Origin of the sequence: Aquimarina megaterium XH134 (assembly GCF_000520975.1) — a bacterium.
GTDB classification, from domain to species: Bacteria; Bacteroidota; Bacteroidia; order Flavobacteriales; family Flavobacteriaceae; genus Aquimarina; species Aquimarina megaterium.
In genome coordinates, this window is the sequence record NZ_JACB01000036.1 from 59,004 (window position 1) to 73,263 (window position 14,260).

Annotated in this window: 16 protein-coding genes; 6 read left to right on the forward strand and 10 right to left on the reverse strand. The window is 32.7% G+C overall.

Annotated features, from left to right (window positions below):
• Window positions 1-12 precede the first annotated feature (12 nt).
• The 4 genes from Z053_RS0119130 to secDF all read left to right on the forward strand — a co-directional run bounded on the left by Z053_RS0119130 (window position 13) and on the right by secDF (window position 6,115).
• Window positions 13-1,014 (forward strand): DUF6588 family protein, encoded by a 1,002-nt coding sequence (locus Z053_RS0119130; RefSeq protein ID WP_025666587.1) that lies wholly within the window; start codon window positions 13-15, stop codon window positions 1,012-1,014.
• An 86-nt stretch (window positions 1,015-1,100) separates the two neighbouring features.
• Window positions 1,101-2,027, forward strand: a complete 927-nt coding sequence (gene mdh / locus Z053_RS0119135; protein ID WP_025666588.1) for a malate dehydrogenase — start codon at window positions 1,101-1,103, stop codon at window positions 2,025-2,027.
• A 248-nt stretch (window positions 2,028-2,275) separates the two neighbouring features.
• Window positions 2,276-2,896 (forward strand): hypothetical protein, encoded by a 621-nt coding sequence (locus Z053_RS0119140; protein WP_025666589.1) that lies wholly within the window; start codon window positions 2,276-2,278, stop codon window positions 2,894-2,896.
• A gap of 177 nt (window positions 2,897-3,073) precedes the next feature.
• The gene (secDF, locus tag Z053_RS0119145; RefSeq protein WP_025666590.1) at window positions 3,074-6,115 is read left to right on the forward strand and encodes a protein translocase subunit SecDF; all 3,042 of its coding nucleotides are present in this window, start codon (window positions 3,074-3,076) and stop codon (window positions 6,113-6,115) included.
• Window positions 6,116-6,230: 115 nt separating this feature from the next.
• On the opposite strand, the gene Z053_RS0119150 is transcribed toward secDF, so the two are convergent.
• The 9 genes from Z053_RS0119150 to Z053_RS0119195 form a co-directional block, all read right to left on the reverse strand.
• A complete protein-coding gene (locus Z053_RS0119150) occupies window positions 6,231-6,728 on the reverse strand; it encodes a DUF192 domain-containing protein (RefSeq protein ID WP_025666591.1) in 498 nt (165 codons plus the stop codon).
• Window positions 6,729-6,877: 149 nt separating this feature from the next.
• Window positions 6,878-8,233 carry a cell envelope integrity protein CreD gene (gene creD, locus Z053_RS0119160; protein WP_025666592.1) on the reverse strand — a complete coding sequence of 452 codons (1,356 nt, stop codon included), beginning with the start codon at window positions 8,231-8,233 and terminating at the stop codon, window positions 6,878-6,880.
• Between the two features lie 30 nt (window positions 8,234-8,263).
• Window positions 8,264-8,911, reverse strand: a complete 648-nt coding sequence (locus tag Z053_RS0119165; RefSeq protein WP_025666593.1) for a DUF1361 domain-containing protein — start codon at window positions 8,909-8,911, stop codon at window positions 8,264-8,266.
• Window positions 8,912-8,923: 12 nt separating this feature from the next.
• Entirely contained in the window at window positions 8,924-9,208 is a 285-nt protein-coding gene (locus Z053_RS0119170; RefSeq protein ID WP_025666594.1) for a hypothetical protein, read from the reverse strand.
• Window positions 9,209-9,218: 10 nt separating this feature from the next.
• Entirely contained in the window at window positions 9,219-9,530 is a 312-nt protein-coding gene (locus tag Z053_RS0119175) for a hypothetical protein (RefSeq protein WP_025666595.1), read from the reverse strand.
• Window positions 9,527-9,988: a Coq4 family protein gene (locus Z053_RS0119180; RefSeq protein ID WP_025666596.1), complete on the reverse strand. Its 462-nt coding sequence runs from the start codon at window positions 9,986-9,988 to the stop codon at window positions 9,527-9,529. The genes Z053_RS0119175 and Z053_RS0119180 overlap by 4 nt, the downstream gene beginning before the upstream one ends.
• Window positions 9,989-10,042: 54 nt before the next feature.
• Window positions 10,043-10,336, reverse strand: a complete 294-nt coding sequence (locus Z053_RS0119185) for a winged helix-turn-helix domain-containing protein (RefSeq protein ID WP_025666597.1) — start codon at window positions 10,334-10,336, stop codon at window positions 10,043-10,045.
• A 112-nt stretch (window positions 10,337-10,448) separates the two neighbouring features.
• Window positions 10,449-11,072, reverse strand: a complete 624-nt coding sequence (locus Z053_RS0119190) for a hypothetical protein (RefSeq protein WP_025666598.1) — start codon at window positions 11,070-11,072, stop codon at window positions 10,449-10,451.
• Window positions 11,073-11,393: 321 nt separating this feature from the next.
• Window positions 11,394-12,047 (reverse strand): hypothetical protein, encoded by a 654-nt coding sequence (locus Z053_RS0119195; protein ID WP_025666599.1) that lies wholly within the window; start codon window positions 12,045-12,047, stop codon window positions 11,394-11,396.
• Between the two features lie 350 nt (window positions 12,048-12,397).
• Here Z053_RS0119195 and Z053_RS0119200 point away from each other — a divergent pair, with 350 nt between their 5' ends.
• Window positions 12,398-12,760, forward strand: a complete 363-nt coding sequence (locus Z053_RS0119200) for a DUF1801 domain-containing protein (RefSeq protein ID WP_025666600.1) — start codon at window positions 12,398-12,400, stop codon at window positions 12,758-12,760.
• Here the strand turns inward: Z053_RS0119200 and kdsA are convergent.
• Window positions 12,747-13,565: a 3-deoxy-8-phosphooctulonate synthase gene (gene kdsA / locus Z053_RS0119205; protein ID WP_025666601.1), complete on the reverse strand. Its 819-nt coding sequence runs from the start codon at window positions 13,563-13,565 to the stop codon at window positions 12,747-12,749. The two genes, Z053_RS0119200 and kdsA, sit on opposite strands and share 14 nt — an antisense overlap.
• A gap of 119 nt (window positions 13,566-13,684) precedes the next feature.
• On the opposite strand from kdsA, the gene Z053_RS0119210 reads away from it, so the two are divergent.
• Entirely contained in the window at window positions 13,685-14,236 is a 552-nt protein-coding gene (locus tag Z053_RS0119210) for a hypothetical protein (RefSeq protein ID WP_025666602.1), read from the forward strand.
• Window positions 14,237-14,260 lie beyond the last annotated feature (24 nt).

Here is a 14,260-nt window from a genome sequence, read left to right on the forward strand (position 1 = left end):
AACCCAAATCTTATGAAAAAATGTACTTTGCTGTTAGCATTACTTCTAGGTCATGTTACGTTTTCGCAAACAGATATCGATCAAATTCTTGAAATAGGAATTGAAAATGCCCAGAGATTTAGTGAAGATTATTTTGCATCTGCAGGAGAGTCTTTGGTAAACGCTATGTCTAATGGTTGGTATAATACAGCAGAAACAAAGAAATTATGGCACTTCGAAGCTGGGATTGTAGGTAACCTTTCTTTTGTAAGAGAAGAAAAACAATCTTTTGTCCTAAATGTGCAGGATTATACAGATTTAACATTTAGAAATGGGCAAACCAGTCAGACTGTTGCAAATGCATTAGGTGTAAACCGAGAAGAAATAGTAGTAGTAATAAATCGAGGTCAAGTCACAGAATTAGAAGTTGTTTTACCAAATGGTATTGGTGATTCTGAAATTAATTCTTTACCAAGCGGATTTATTCAAGGATCAATGGGGTTAATAAAAAGTACAGAAATAAAACTTAGGTTTTTGCCAAGGATCAAAGCAGTACAAGATGCAGAAATACAACTGTATGGTGTCGCTTTTCAGCATGAGTTTACCGATTGGGTTTTTCCGTTAAAGAGATGGCCTGTTAGACTATCTGCTTTATTGGGATATACTAATGTAAAAGGTTTTTATGATATTAATGCCAGTAGTGGGATAGAAGGTGCAGATCAGGAAGTACGCTTAAATACTAATTCATGGTTGATCACAGGTATTGTATCTACCAAATTACCTGTTTTAAACTTTTATGGGGGACTAGGATATTATTTTGGTTCGAGTGATGCAGATTTATTAGGAACCTATCAAATTCAAAACGGACCGCTAACATCCCAAACGGTAATAGATCCAATAAGTGTAAAAAATAGAACAAAAGGAGTTAAAGCATCAATTGGTGCAAAAGTACAGTTTGGTATTTTTAGAGCGAATCTGGATTATACATTGCAAAACTATAATAACCTTTCTTTAGGACTTAATTTTGGCTGGTAATTAACACTCTATTTGTTAATTAATTCATCAAAGAATTCGTATTTTCGCGAAATAAATAAGTTTAATTACATTCAAAAAAATATACCATGAAAGTTACAGTAGTAGGAGCTGGTGCAGTAGGTGCTAGTTGCGCTGAATATATAGCAATAAAGAATTTTGCTTCAGAAGTAGTAGTGTTAGATATTAAAGAAGGATATGCAGAAGGAAAAGCAATGGATCTCATGCAGACCGCTTCTTTAAATGGGTTTGATACCAAAATCACTGGTACTACAGGAGATTATTCTAAAACTGCAGGAAGTGATATTGCTGTAATTACTTCAGGAATTCCTCGTAAACCAGGAATGACAAGAGAAGAATTAATTGGTATTAATGCTGGGATTGTTAAATCAGTATCTTCAAGTTTGATAGAGCACTCTCCTAATGCAATTATTATTGTGGTTAGTAACCCTATGGATACAATGACCTATTTGGTACATAAAACAACCAATCTTCCTAAAAATAGAATTATAGGTATGGGTGGTGCTTTAGATAGTGCCCGTTTTAAATACAGATTAGCAGAAGCATTAGGTGCTCCTATTTCTGATGTTGACGGAATGGTAATTGGTGGGCATAGTGATAAAGGTATGGTGCCATTAACAAGATTGGCTACAAGAAATAGCGTGCCTGTTTCAGAATTTATTTCAGAAGAAAGAATAGAGCAAGTTGCTGCAGATACTAAAGTTGGTGGAGCTACATTGACCAAATTATTAGGTACATCGGCATGGTATGCTCCAGGAGCAGCAGTATCAGGTTTAGTACAAGCAATCGCTTGTGATCAAAAGAAAATTTTCCCTTGCTCTACCTTATTAGAAGGAGAATATGGATTAAATGATCTTTGTATAGGTGCGCCAGTTGTATTAGGTAGAAACGGAATCGAAAAGATTGTTGAAATAGAACTTAACGATGCAGAAAAAGCTAAACTTGCAGAAAGTGCTGAAGGTGTTAAGAAAACAAATGGATTATTAGAGTTATAATATATCCTTATAAATAAGTTTAATAAGAGCTGCTTTATGCAGCTCTTATTGTTTTACGGTAGTGTAGAAAGAAATATGTTTTCTCTAATTAATGAAGTCTTTACAATAGAACAAGTCTCGGTTTTGATGTTTTTGGAATAGTGATAAATACCAAAATTGAAACTTATACGTTTTGATGTTTGAAGATTGCAATAGATATTTATTTGAAGACTTTAGAAATGCAGTTTTAATTTTTTTATATTTGCCGCATGAAGAAAAAATGGTACTTCGGGATTTTAATTTCTGCTTTAGCAACACTTGTTGTTATTCAGCAGCAAACCGTAGTACCTAATCAGGAAATTGTATTAGAGTTTGTTAATAATGAGATTACTTCTGTTGAAGCTCAAAATGCGATAACACTTGTAAAAAAACAACTGCAATCTATAGGAGTGCAGCATACAAGGATATCAAAAGGGCTAAAAAATGGCAAGCTCAAAATTGCCTACTATAGTGATGCAGATGTAGAGTATATAAAAAGAATACTTTCTGAAGCACATAATGTAGCCTTGGATCATGTTTTTTATGATCAAAACGAAGATGGTGATCAGTTTCCTTTAAATAAAAATTCTAAAGACTATAATTTCGATGTTTATGAAATCCAGAAAAGTACAGATTTTGATGCTGACTTTAATGGAAAGTATGTTTTAGAAGTAAAACATGAACGCGATGGATATTCTGGTTCTAACTCGTATAGTTTTGTTAAAGGAATTGATACCGATTATATAGATAGGCTCGTCAAAGTAGCCCAAAAAGTAAATACAAATATTGCAATTGCAATAGACCACACTTCGCATAATATTCCTGAAGTAAGAGCTGGACCCACCTCTTGATTGGAATTCTAAGCTTTTAAGAAATTCCTAAAAACTAATCATATTTTAAAATAGAGCCTTTGTCAGTTGTATGATAAAGCTCAATCACATAGTATTAAATAATAAAAATAATTGTCAAATCTGAAGAGGAATATTGTAAGTACTCTTGTTAGCAGGTTTGACCAAAATAAATAGATAATGCAAAATAAAGGACTTGTTAGAGTGTTTGCTATTTTATTTGGCTTGGTATGTATTTACCAATTGTCATATACGTACATGGCCTACACAAAAGAGGCAGAAGCTGAAATTTATGCACAGCAAAAGTATCCCGAAAGCGTAAAAGATTACTCAAAATTAAGGGAGACAGCAGAGCGTAATTATTTAGATTCTATTGGTAAAGAAGAAATTTTTGCCGGTATTACTTATAATGATGCAAAGGATAAAGAACTTAATAAAGGGCTTGACCTTAAAGGAGGAATTAATGTTATTCTACAAATTTCTGTAAAAGACATTTTAAGTGGACTTGCAAATAATTCTAAAGACCCTTCGTTTAATCAGGCTTTGCTTGCTACTGATGAGGTACAGAAAAATAGCCAAAATAATTATATTGATGATTTCTTTACCGAGTTTGAAAAAATTCCGGATGCAAAATTGGCATCACCAGATATTTTTGCAAACAAAAACTTAAGTGATGATATCACTTATGATATGACTAATGAGCAAGTTAAACCTGTTCTAAAACGTAAGATTGATGAGTCTGTAGTATCAGCATTCGAAGTATTGCGTAAGCGTATCGATAAGTTTGGGGTTACACAGCCTAACATCCAGCGTTTAGGTGAATCTGGTCGTATTTTGGTAGAGCTTCCAGGTGCTAAAGATATCGAGAGGGTAAAAAGCTTGGTAACAAGTACAGCTCAATTAGAATTTTGGGATGTATATAAGATGGAAGAAGTTTTTAATCATCTTATTGCTGCTAATAATTTGATTAAAGAAGAGCTTGAAGGTGTAGATGAAATAAAAGAAAAAGTTGCTGAAACCAGTGAGAATGTGGTAGATTCTACTCAGGTAGATACGGCAAAAGTTGATTCTACAACAACTGATGCCGATGCAGCGATCGAAAACTTATTGGAAGATGCAGAAGATTCTACTGATATTGAAGCACAGGTAAACCCATTGTTTGACCTAATTGTAGGACAAGGAAGACAAGGAGGACCAGTAGTGGCTACCGTAGAGAAGAAGAATGCAGATCAGTTTATGGCATACCTTAATGATCCTAAAGTAAAAGCTTTATTGCCGGTAGAGCAACGTTTTATGAAATTTGCATGGGGAAAACCAGAAAAAGATTCTGAGTTTTTAGATTTATATGCTATAAAAGGAAATAGAGATAATGAGCCAGAATTAAGTGGTGGTGTTATTACAGATGCAAGACAAGAGTATAGCCAATTAGGTAAAGTAACAGTTACCATGCAAATGGATGGTAAAGGAGCTAAAAAATGGGAAGAAATGACTGGCCGTGCTTTTAATCAAAGTAGCCAGATAGCAGTTGTATTAGATGATATAGTATATTCTGCTCCAGGTGTTACAACAGGAGCGATTAGTGGAGGTAGAAGTGAGATTACCGGAGACTTTTCTATAGAAGAAGGTCAGGATTTGGCAAATGTATTAAGAGCAGGTAAATTACCGGCTTCTGCAGATATTATACAGAGTGAGGTAGTAGGACCGTCTTTAGGTCAAGAAGCTATTGATAGTGGTATTATGTCTTTTGCAATAGCATTAGTGTTAATTCTAATCTGGATGGTATTTTACTATGGTAAAGCTGGACTTTTTGCAGATGTGGCTTTGGTGGTTAATATCTTATTCATTTTTGGAGTATTAGCAGGATTAAAAGCGGTATTAACACTTCCTGGTATTGCAGGTATCGTATTAACGATTGGTATGTCGGTGGATGCAAACGTGTTAATATTTGAACGAATTAGAGAAGAGTTGGTAAAGGGTAAGTCTCAGGTAGATGCTATTAAAGATGGATTTAGTAATGCATTATCGTCAATACTTGATGCGAATATAACTACTGGTCTTACAGGTCTTATTTTATTAGTTATTGGTACTGGACCAATTAAAGGGTTTGCGACTACCTTATTAATAGGTATTTTAACTTCTCTATTTACAGCTATTTTTGTAACCAGATTATTTATCGATGGTTACGGTAAAAATGGTAAAGAATTAGCTTTTTCTACAGGAGCAACCAAGAACTTATTTAAGAATGTTAATATTAATTTCTTAAAGAAACGTAAAGTTGCTTATATCATTTCTGGTATTATTATCGTTGCAGGTATTGGTTCATTATTCACCAATGGTTTGGATCAAGGTGTAGATTTTGTAGGAGGAAGAACATATACTGTTCGTTTTGCAAAAGATGTTGTTCCTACTGTTGTAGAGAAAGATCTTGTTGCAGCATTTGAAAGTGCACAGGCAAAAACTTATGGAACCAATAATCAATTAAAAATTACAACAAAGTACAAAGTTGATGAAACAGGTGAAGAAGTAGATGCAGAAATTTCAAACAAATTATTTACAGCTTTAAAGCCTTATTTAACAGATGGGTTGACTTATGATCAATTTGCTAATGGTGGAGATGATAAGCAAGTAGGTATTATGCATTCTATGAAGGTAGGGCCAACAATTGCAGATGATATTAAACAAGCAGCATTCTGGTCGGTACTTGCATCTCTTATAGTTGTCTTCTTATATATTTTACTACGATTTAGAAGATGGCAATTTAGTTTAGGTGCTGTAGCGGCGGTATTCCATGATGTATTAATAGTACTAGGGATATTCTCGTTAACCTATAAGTTTATGCCATTTAATATGGAAATTGATCAAGCGTTCATTGCGGCTATACTTACTGTAATTGGATACTCGTTAAATGATACCGTGGTTGTATTTGATAGAATTAGGGAATTCTTCAACGAGCATACTGGAAGACCATTGGATAAAAACGTTAATGGAGCTTTAAATAGTACGTTAAGTCGTACTTTAAATACATCTTTAACCACATTATTGGTACTGATCGCGATCTTTATATTCGCTGTGCCTTTAAGAGGGTTTATGTTCTCGTTAATTATTGGTGTGATTATAGGTACCTATTCGTCTCTATTTATTGCAACTCCGGTAATGTATGATACCGTACGTAAAGTTGGTTTAAAGACTAAAGAAAAAGTAACCGAAGAGAAGAAAAAATAATCTTTTTCTAAGTTATAATTACAAAAAATCCTTTCTAAGCGATTAGAAAGGATTTTTGTATTTTCTATTATTTTTTCAAGACCTCACAGGTTTTTAAAACCTGTGAGGTCTTATTTTACATTTTAGTAAAAGAAATAGAATCACCGGCTTTAAGATTCCAGGTATCTGTAAGTTTAGCATTTACTTCTAACACATATTGCGCTGGTCCTTCAGATGGTAATGAAGATTCATTAAGAGGTTGTGCATTTTTTTGGATACTTACTACCTTGTTTTTTGCATCTATAAAGATGATGTCCAAAGGAAATTTTGTGTTTTTCATATAAAACGAATGCGGAGCTTCTTCAGAAAATATAAATAACATACCTTGATCGTTCTGCATAGATTTACGATACATTAAGCCTGTTTCTCTTTCGTAATCAGAGTCGGCAATTTCGATATCTAGTTTGGTTATTGGATTAGGGATTGAATCCTTTAGGTCAAACAAAGAAAGCTCACCTTCCTTGGTAAATGTAATCTCCTTAGTTAGGTTCTTATCATTTTTAGAATCTGTTTTACAAGAAAACATACTTAGTGTTGCACATGCAAAAATTGAAATATAAATGCTTTTTTTCATCAGTTTATTTTTAGCAGAACTAAAAGTAGATAAAAAAGCCGCACTTCAAAAATATGAAGCACGACTTTTATCAACTAACTAACCAGCATCTTTTATTATAAATTGGCCATTATTAATTATGAGTTAATTAGTAATGGCTAATATTGTTTTTACTCATTTTTCCAATCAATTTTTCGGGATATCATCATTATGGTTCCCAGGATTAGGAATAACCCTATGCTTCCTACTAATAATGCATAGTTTTCTAATTGGATGATTACAAATATGAATGCATATAAAGCTGCTAAAGAAGCAGCTATGAATCCCATAAATTTGTAGCTTTTCAGTATTGCTTTAGAATACATAGAAATTAGTAAAACTACTGCACTACCCGCTATAGCATATGCTTGTAAAAAACTTGAATGTTCTGATATAGAAATTAATAATGTATAAAACATGGTTAATGCTAATCCAATCATTAAATATTGAAAAGGATGAATATGAATTTTACTTATTGCCTGGATTAAGAAGAATACCAGAAAAGTAAGTGCAATCACCAGATATCCATATTTGGCAGCACGTTCACTTTTTTGATACTCATCTACCGGGATCAGTAATTTTACACCAAAAGCAGAGGCATTAATATGTGGCAGTTCTCCAAAAAATTCTTGCTCAAACTCTCTGTTGATTTGTAATACTTTCCAATTGGCTTTAAAACCTTGATCAGAGATTTGTTTGGTTTTGGTATCAGGTAGATAATTACCATTAAAACTTGGTGAGGCCCAATTTGATGTCATAGATACATTGGTTTCACGACCTACAGGTATAAATCGTAACTGTTCACTTCCATTAATCAGGAGATCCAGGCTAAAATCAACTGTACTTTCTTTGGGTAAAGAACTATCTTTTAGAAATTTGGTTTCCAGAGTATTTGTGTATGAGTTTTGTGCATATCGAGAGCGCAAAGGATATTGATCTGTTCCTAGTTTTAGTTCCAGGTTACTTCGTATACCCTTTAGGTTTGTTGAGTTCACTTGCACAGTAGCTTTGTTCCATAAGATATCTGCTTCTGCGATATCCTGTGTTTCGAAGTTTGGAGTAGTAAAAGAGCCTGTTATTTTCATATCAGCAGTATATACTACAGACTCATAGATACTTCTTCCCAGAGTTTCGGATTCGATATTGGCTTTTATATCTAATGTGTTAGGAAAGAAAAAAGCATGTTTTATAGTAATAATATCTTCTTCGTTATAGGATTTTGTTTTATCATCCCAGGTTTTTTTTAAAGTATGCACCTGATACGGGATTTTGAGAATCGGACCATATAATAATACTTCATTTCCCCATTTTTGATTGATCTCCTTAACAACTTCTTCTTGTCTATAGGAGCGTTCTCGTATTAAATCTTTAATGTAAGATAAAGGGATTAATAATACTAAAATTAGTATTCCGACCATTAGCATTCGAACGGTAATTGAAGTCTTTAACCATTGACCAAAGGACTTTTTTTGTTTTTGGGTTTCCATAGATATAATATTTATAGTGATTGTATTTTTTTAATTATTTTTTTCTTGATAATGTTGGATCATTCGATATGTGATGATTAGAAAACCGCCAAAACTTATCGTAAAAGCCCAGGTGTTAATATGTTGAGTGGGAAATAGAACTCTTTTTAAGATATCTGATAAAATCCCTGATGGATTTTGAAGTATATCCCAACTGTTCCATCTTAATACTCTTCCCAGATATATTCCAAAACCACACAATAACAGAATGCTATAAGAGATGAGGTTTGTAATTTTTTTAGAAAATTTTTCAAGAAGTAGTGTCTGCATCATCCATAAAGAAGCAAAACCGATAATTAAACCATTGATGGCAAAGGATAGAATAAGTAAAACATCAAACCAAACTGACTGTAAGTTACTTAATCTGATGTGTTGTAAATCTGTTAAGATATATGGAGAATTAGGTAAAAATAAGAGCCATATCACAAAACCTAACCAGAAAATGAGCTGATTTGTTTTGCGTATGCTTAGTAGTATTGTAATGCCATAAGGAATGCATGCCAAAAAGAGGTTCCAGACCAGAAATAGATAAAAAGAAGATTCTGTTTTTAAAATTCTGATTGCCAGTAATAATAAACTAAATGTTACTGAAAACGTAAACAGTTTTATGAAAGGCAATTGTTTTTCTATAATATTCATAATGATTAGTATTTATACGATTTGGATATAGATAAGTGTAATAGGAATGTTAAGTAGAAAGAGCAGTATTGTGATTAGATTCTCTTTGGTGTCTTTTGAAAAGAAAAGCGCATTAATAATTAGAAATGCCAGAAAAATTGCATTAACAAGGAAAGCAATTCTAACATAATTAATTCCTATGTGTAATAGTGCACTCCATTTAAAACATATGTAAAGAAGCAATAGAGAGGTTCCGATAAGAAAACTAACTAAGGCTAAAATGATTGCAATTTTATTAATAGGATGCGCTATTTTCATAATGATGAGATTAAAAATATTTTAAGAAAGGGTTGTTGATTACGATAATGATATACCCAATAGTAATTGGGATATTGAGAACGACCAGTATGATCGTTGTTAAATTCTCTTTATAGTACTGGTGGTTGATGATAGCATTAGTTATGATCCCTACAAAGACGATTGCATTAAGAACTGATGCTATGATCACATAAAAAAAACCTATGTCTAATACGATATTAGATTGAGAAATTAAAAAGAACAGTAATAGTAAAGTTCCCAAAAGAAAGCTTATGGTTGCTACGATAAGTGCATTTTTGTTAATAGGTTGTATGATTTTCATAATGATGAGATTAAAAATGTGGTTTTCAGGGTTTGCACAGATTGATGTAAAAGCTTTTTGTAATCCAGTTGGTAAAAAGGATAAGCGGTTTTCCCTTTTTGATATGCTTTTTTAAAAAGTTTGATCTTGTCTGGATAGAATAGGGTGCCTAGTACTATGACAGAGATTAGGTATATTGTACGTTTACCATTTCCTAAAAGATAATACTGCATAGCCACTTCTTCGGAAACAGAGATGCCAATATTGGTTAATACATGAAAAACATCATGATTTTCTAATTTGGGTTGCGAGCTAAAATCATGTTGTAGCAAAAAGCAACCTAAATGAAACCCAAGACTTCCTTTGGGATATGTAATAAGTGTTTTTACTGAGATATCCCAGGATGGTTGTTTTTTAAACCATTTTTGATATGGCTTTTTACTTAACTCATAAATTGTTTCTAATATAAACGCTCTCATTATTTATTTTAAAAGTACTTTGTTTTTCAAAGTAAAAATGATAAAAAAATATAGCTACTGTTTTAATAATTTTTCAATAGCTTCTACGTGTTTTTTAAAAGCTTCTCGGCCTTTTTTGGTAACACTGTACCTTGTATTGGGTTTTCTGCCTATAAATGATTTTTCTACTATAATATATTCTTCTTTTTCCAAAGCTTTAGTATGACTGGCTAAGTTACCATCGGTAGCTCCCAGAAGCTCTTTTAGCGTTTTAAAATCGGCATATTCGTTAACAATCAATATCGACATAATTCCTAATCGAATTCGATGGTCAAAAGCTTTGTTTATATTGTTAATTATATTTTTCATTCCGGATTCCCTAAAAAAAAGGAATTTTTTCAAATTTTGTACTCAGTTTAACCTGATTGAATTGCATTTCCGTATAAATCAAAAACTAATTTATAGGGTAAGGATTGCTACTTTATGGTTTAGATTTCGAATTTGAAGTCTCATTAAAGTATATCAGGCTTCCGTATATAATATGCATTACACCAAATCCCAGCACCCAAAACCAGAAGCCATATCCAGGAAAAATTGCACAGATCAAACCTAATACAATTTCTATATATCCCAAATATTTTACATTACCAATAGTGTATTTTGAAGCATTTACCAGAGCGAGACCATAAAAAATAAGCATTAATGAACCGGTAAGACCATAATGATCGCTGGATATTTTTATAATGATATAAATACCACCAGTAACTAATGGAATCAAAAAAGCGGTAAGTAATCGTTTGGAAGCACTATTCCATAAGGTTTCGTTATTTTTTTTCGCTTTTGTAATACTTAATATAATGGCTGTAATAATACTTAGAAAAGCAACTAGAACCAGGTCTAGAAGGATATAATTAAATATTTTACCATCTAGAATAAGGTAGTTTCTTCCACTAATACTAACCAGGTAATACGCAACAGCAGCACCGATTAAGGCATAGATACCAGCCATTATTCCTGATAAACCGCTAAGGGAGAAAAAACGAGATGATTTGTTCATCATATCTTTAATCTCGGTAATGTCTTTTAAGTATTCTTCTGTGCTCATATTAAAAAGTACTTTGAAATACAAAGTAAAATCAAAATATTGAATTTTGCAAATTTTGGTATGTTTTTATTATTTTCTTAATCGTTTTGATGCTCCAGTTATTGATATACCGTTTTATATATGAATTACTGTGTGTTGAAAGTTTTTCGTGAATTAATAGTAACTAAAATTAGATTTTATAATGAGAAAGTTTTGACCTGTTTGCAAAAGGAGAGAGATATATCCGTAAATTTTACATAAAACTTACGGATATATAATTTACTTTAATCTAAATCTATTTATTATATAGTTTGTAATTAAATTATCTTGATTTATGGTAGATCATGGACAATGTGGGTTACATGGAGGTTCAACTGGAGGTTTTCGTCCTTTAATTAACTTTGTAGACCATTTACCACATCCGTCATTTAAGTTATAAATTGTACATAGCAGACCTTGAGAAGCAAAAAGATCTTTTTCTTTTTGAGTAGCTAATCTTAGTGTACATGTCCATTTTCCATCTCTGAATACTACAGTTAATTTATTGTTAGGACTAGAAGGGTTTTTTGTGTAACTCTCCAAAGGAGCCCAAGTTACGGGATGACGTGTTGTTACTCCCACATTCTTACCGACTTTGGTAGCAATCATCCAGATGCAATTACTGTCTGCGCAACCATATCCGCCTCTTACTATTCTAGGAGTTAAACCGTAACTAATTATTTTTGCATTTTCACGAGGCTCTTCCAAATCTCTAGGGGGTCTTCTGTCAGGACAATCATCACTAAAGGTGTAGTCTATGAGTTCATACCCCGTAGGTACAGGTTCATTATAACATATAGTCCTTGTTTCGCATGAAGATGAACTTTTTTGCATAGCCAATTTAAAATCTATACTTTCTGTAGTATCAATTTCTTCCGTAATTTCATCTTTTTGACAGGATACCATTACCAATAGTAGTGCCAGTAAAAGGAAAAACGGCATTTTTGTTTTTTTCATAATTAATTTGTTTTAAGATTATAAAATGATTGTGTTATCATGATTCAAATTTTTGATTTTTATCAAAAAGGAATTGTTTTTTTAATATTCTTGTCGACTAGAATAACTTCCAAAACAAATCACTATTTCTACACATAATACTACATCAATATTTTAATTTTAGATATAAAAATGCGTAATCAAAAAAGGTGAAAATGATTTTATAAATTTAAACTTTGGTGGAGTGTTTACGAAAGGAATCTTCGCGTAAAAACACAACTAACATGGCTAATCAATTGTTTTTTGCGGTTTATCCACCGATTGTTGTAAAGGAAAATAAAGCCGCCTTTGATTTTTAGTATTTTTGAGGTATGAATCCAGCAGAAGAATATATTTTAAGACAATTAGAACCTTTTAAATCTATAGTACTTCATCTACAGGTAGTGATTGAAACGACATTACCAGAAGTAGAGTTGTTGTTTAAATGGAGAGTTCCTTTTTATTATATAGGTAAAAGCCCGATCTGTTACTTTAATGTAACTAAAGGATATGTAGACGTGGGATTTTGGAGCGCACAGTATTTTACCAAACACCAGGAGAAACTAGAGTCTGATAAAAGAAAATATGTAAAATCTCTTCGATACCAAAGTATAGATGATATCGATGATCAAGTACTTATCGAAGTTCTTGAACAAGCATATACTTTTAGAAATGAAAAATTTATAACTGATTAACGGTTTGCCTAATAGCAACCAGATTGCTCAATAGTTTTTCGAGATGATCAAGATGTAACATGTTTGCACCATCACTTTTGGCATTTGCAGGATCGAAGTGTGTTTCCATAAATAAACCATCTACGCCAGTTACTATTCCTGCACGTGCAATAGTTTCGATCATATCAGGTCTTCCTCCAGTTACACCACTAGATTGATTAGGTTGCTGTAACGAATGTGTTACATCGAGTACCGTAGTGCCGTACTGTTTCATTGTAGGAATCCCTCTGAAATCAACAATCATATCCTGGTAACCAAACATAGTTCCACGATCGGTGATCATTGCATTTTCATTACCGCTATCTTTTACTTTTTTTACAGCATGTTGCATAGCTTCGGGACTCATAAATTGCCCTTTTTTTAAGTTAACCGTTTTTCCTGTTCTTGCAGCAGCAACCACAAGATCGGTTTGGCGCACCAAAAAAGCCGGGATTTGTAAAATATCTACATATTCGGCTGCAAGTGCTGCATCCTCATTTTCATGAATATCAGTAACAGTTGGGATTTCAAAAGTATCTCCAACTTTACGTAGGATCTTTAATGCTTTTTCATTACCAATTCCCGTAAAACTATCAATACGACTACGGTTAGCTTTTTTAAATGATCCTTTAAAAACATAAGGAATTTTGAGCTTAGAAGTAATAGTAACTACTTTTTCTGCAATACGTAATGCCATCTCTTCTCCTTCAATAGCACAGGGTCCGGCCAGGAGAAAAAAGTTGTTTGAATCAAGGTTCTTAAGGTTTGGAATATTTTCTAATTGCATGATAGCTTATTTTATGGCGCAAAGATATGAGTTTTGTTAATGTATAAGCGATTTAACCATCAACTTTTGGTATAAAGTTTGATTCATAGATTTTTTCTTTATCAATTAAGCTTTTATACATGAAAAAAATATTTCTCACTATTTTGATATTGGGTGTTTTTAGTAGTAATGCTCAGACTAGTACTAATCATGCGCAAGGAACACAAAATATGTTTACTGCAAATATAATAATGCCAGGACTACGATACGAAGTAGGGTTAACTTCTAAAACTTCATTGAGTGTTGGAGTTGGCACAGGATTCGCTTGGGTGTATAGCGACGCCAATGGCTCTGAATATGGGGTTTTCCCTAATTTTGAAGGTGCATATCGTTATTATTATAATTTTAAAAGAAGAAAACAAAAGGGAAAAAGAATAGCCAATAACTCTGGAAATTATCTTGCTTTATCATCCTATCTAAGCATTGGAGATCCTTTGATTGGTGATTTAGAAACAAGGTCGGATTATAATGGGGTAGTTGGTCCTGTATGGGGAATACAGAGAACTTATGAATCAAAACTTAACTGGAATTTGGAACTAGGAGTTGGTTATGGATTTAATGATAAGGAGACTTACATATCACCAATTGCCAGTTTTTCAATAGGATGGACATTCGGAAAAGATACTAATTAATAGACAATGAGTTGGTTATAGTGT

What these genes read in the sequence shown, in the direction of transcription:
- Z053_RS0119130 (WP_025666587.1), top strand. Translation starts at nt 13, where the DNA reads ATGAAAAAATGTACTTTGCTGTTAGCATTACTTCTAGGTCATGTTACG.
- mdh (WP_025666588.1), top strand. Translation starts at nt 1,101, where the DNA reads ATGAAAGTTACAGTAGTAGGAGCTGGTGCAGTAGGTGCTAGTTGCGCT.
- Z053_RS0119140 (WP_025666589.1), top strand. Translation starts at nt 2,276, where the DNA reads ATGAAGAAAAAATGGTACTTCGGGATTTTAATTTCTGCTTTAGCAACA.
- secDF (WP_025666590.1), top strand. Translation starts at nt 3,074, where the DNA reads ATGCAAAATAAAGGACTTGTTAGAGTGTTTGCTATTTTATTTGGCTTG.
- Z053_RS0119150 (WP_025666591.1), bottom strand. Translation starts at nt 6,728, where the DNA reads ATGAAAAAAAGCATTTATATTTCAATTTTTGCATGTGCAACACTAAGT.
- creD (WP_025666592.1), bottom strand. Translation starts at nt 8,233, where the DNA reads ATGGAAACCCAAAAACAAAAAAAGTCCTTTGGTCAATGGTTAAAGACT.
- Z053_RS0119165 (WP_025666593.1), bottom strand. Translation starts at nt 8,911, where the DNA reads ATGAATATTATAGAAAAACAATTGCCTTTCATAAAACTGTTTACGTTT.
- Z053_RS0119170 (WP_025666594.1), bottom strand. Translation starts at nt 9,208, where the DNA reads ATGAAAATAGCGCATCCTATTAATAAAATTGCAATCATTTTAGCCTTA.
- Z053_RS0119175 (WP_025666595.1), bottom strand. Translation starts at nt 9,530, where the DNA reads ATGAAAATCATACAACCTATTAACAAAAATGCACTTATCGTAGCAACC.
- Z053_RS0119180 (WP_025666596.1), bottom strand. Translation starts at nt 9,988, where the DNA reads ATGAGAGCGTTTATATTAGAAACAATTTATGAGTTAAGTAAAAAGCCA.
- Z053_RS0119185 (WP_025666597.1), bottom strand. Translation starts at nt 10,336, where the DNA reads ATGAAAAATATAATTAACAATATAAACAAAGCTTTTGACCATCGAATT.
- Z053_RS0119190 (WP_025666598.1), bottom strand. Translation starts at nt 11,072, where the DNA reads ATGAGCACAGAAGAATACTTAAAAGACATTACCGAGATTAAAGATATG.
- Z053_RS0119195 (WP_025666599.1), bottom strand. Translation starts at nt 12,047, where the DNA reads ATGAAAAAAACAAAAATGCCGTTTTTCCTTTTACTGGCACTACTATTG.
- Z053_RS0119200 (WP_025666600.1), top strand. Translation starts at nt 12,398, where the DNA reads ATGAATCCAGCAGAAGAATATATTTTAAGACAATTAGAACCTTTTAAA.
- kdsA (WP_025666601.1), bottom strand. Translation starts at nt 13,565, where the DNA reads ATGCAATTAGAAAATATTCCAAACCTTAAGAACCTTGATTCAAACAAC.
- Z053_RS0119210 (WP_025666602.1), top strand. Translation starts at nt 13,685, where the DNA reads ATGAAAAAAATATTTCTCACTATTTTGATATTGGGTGTTTTTAGTAGT.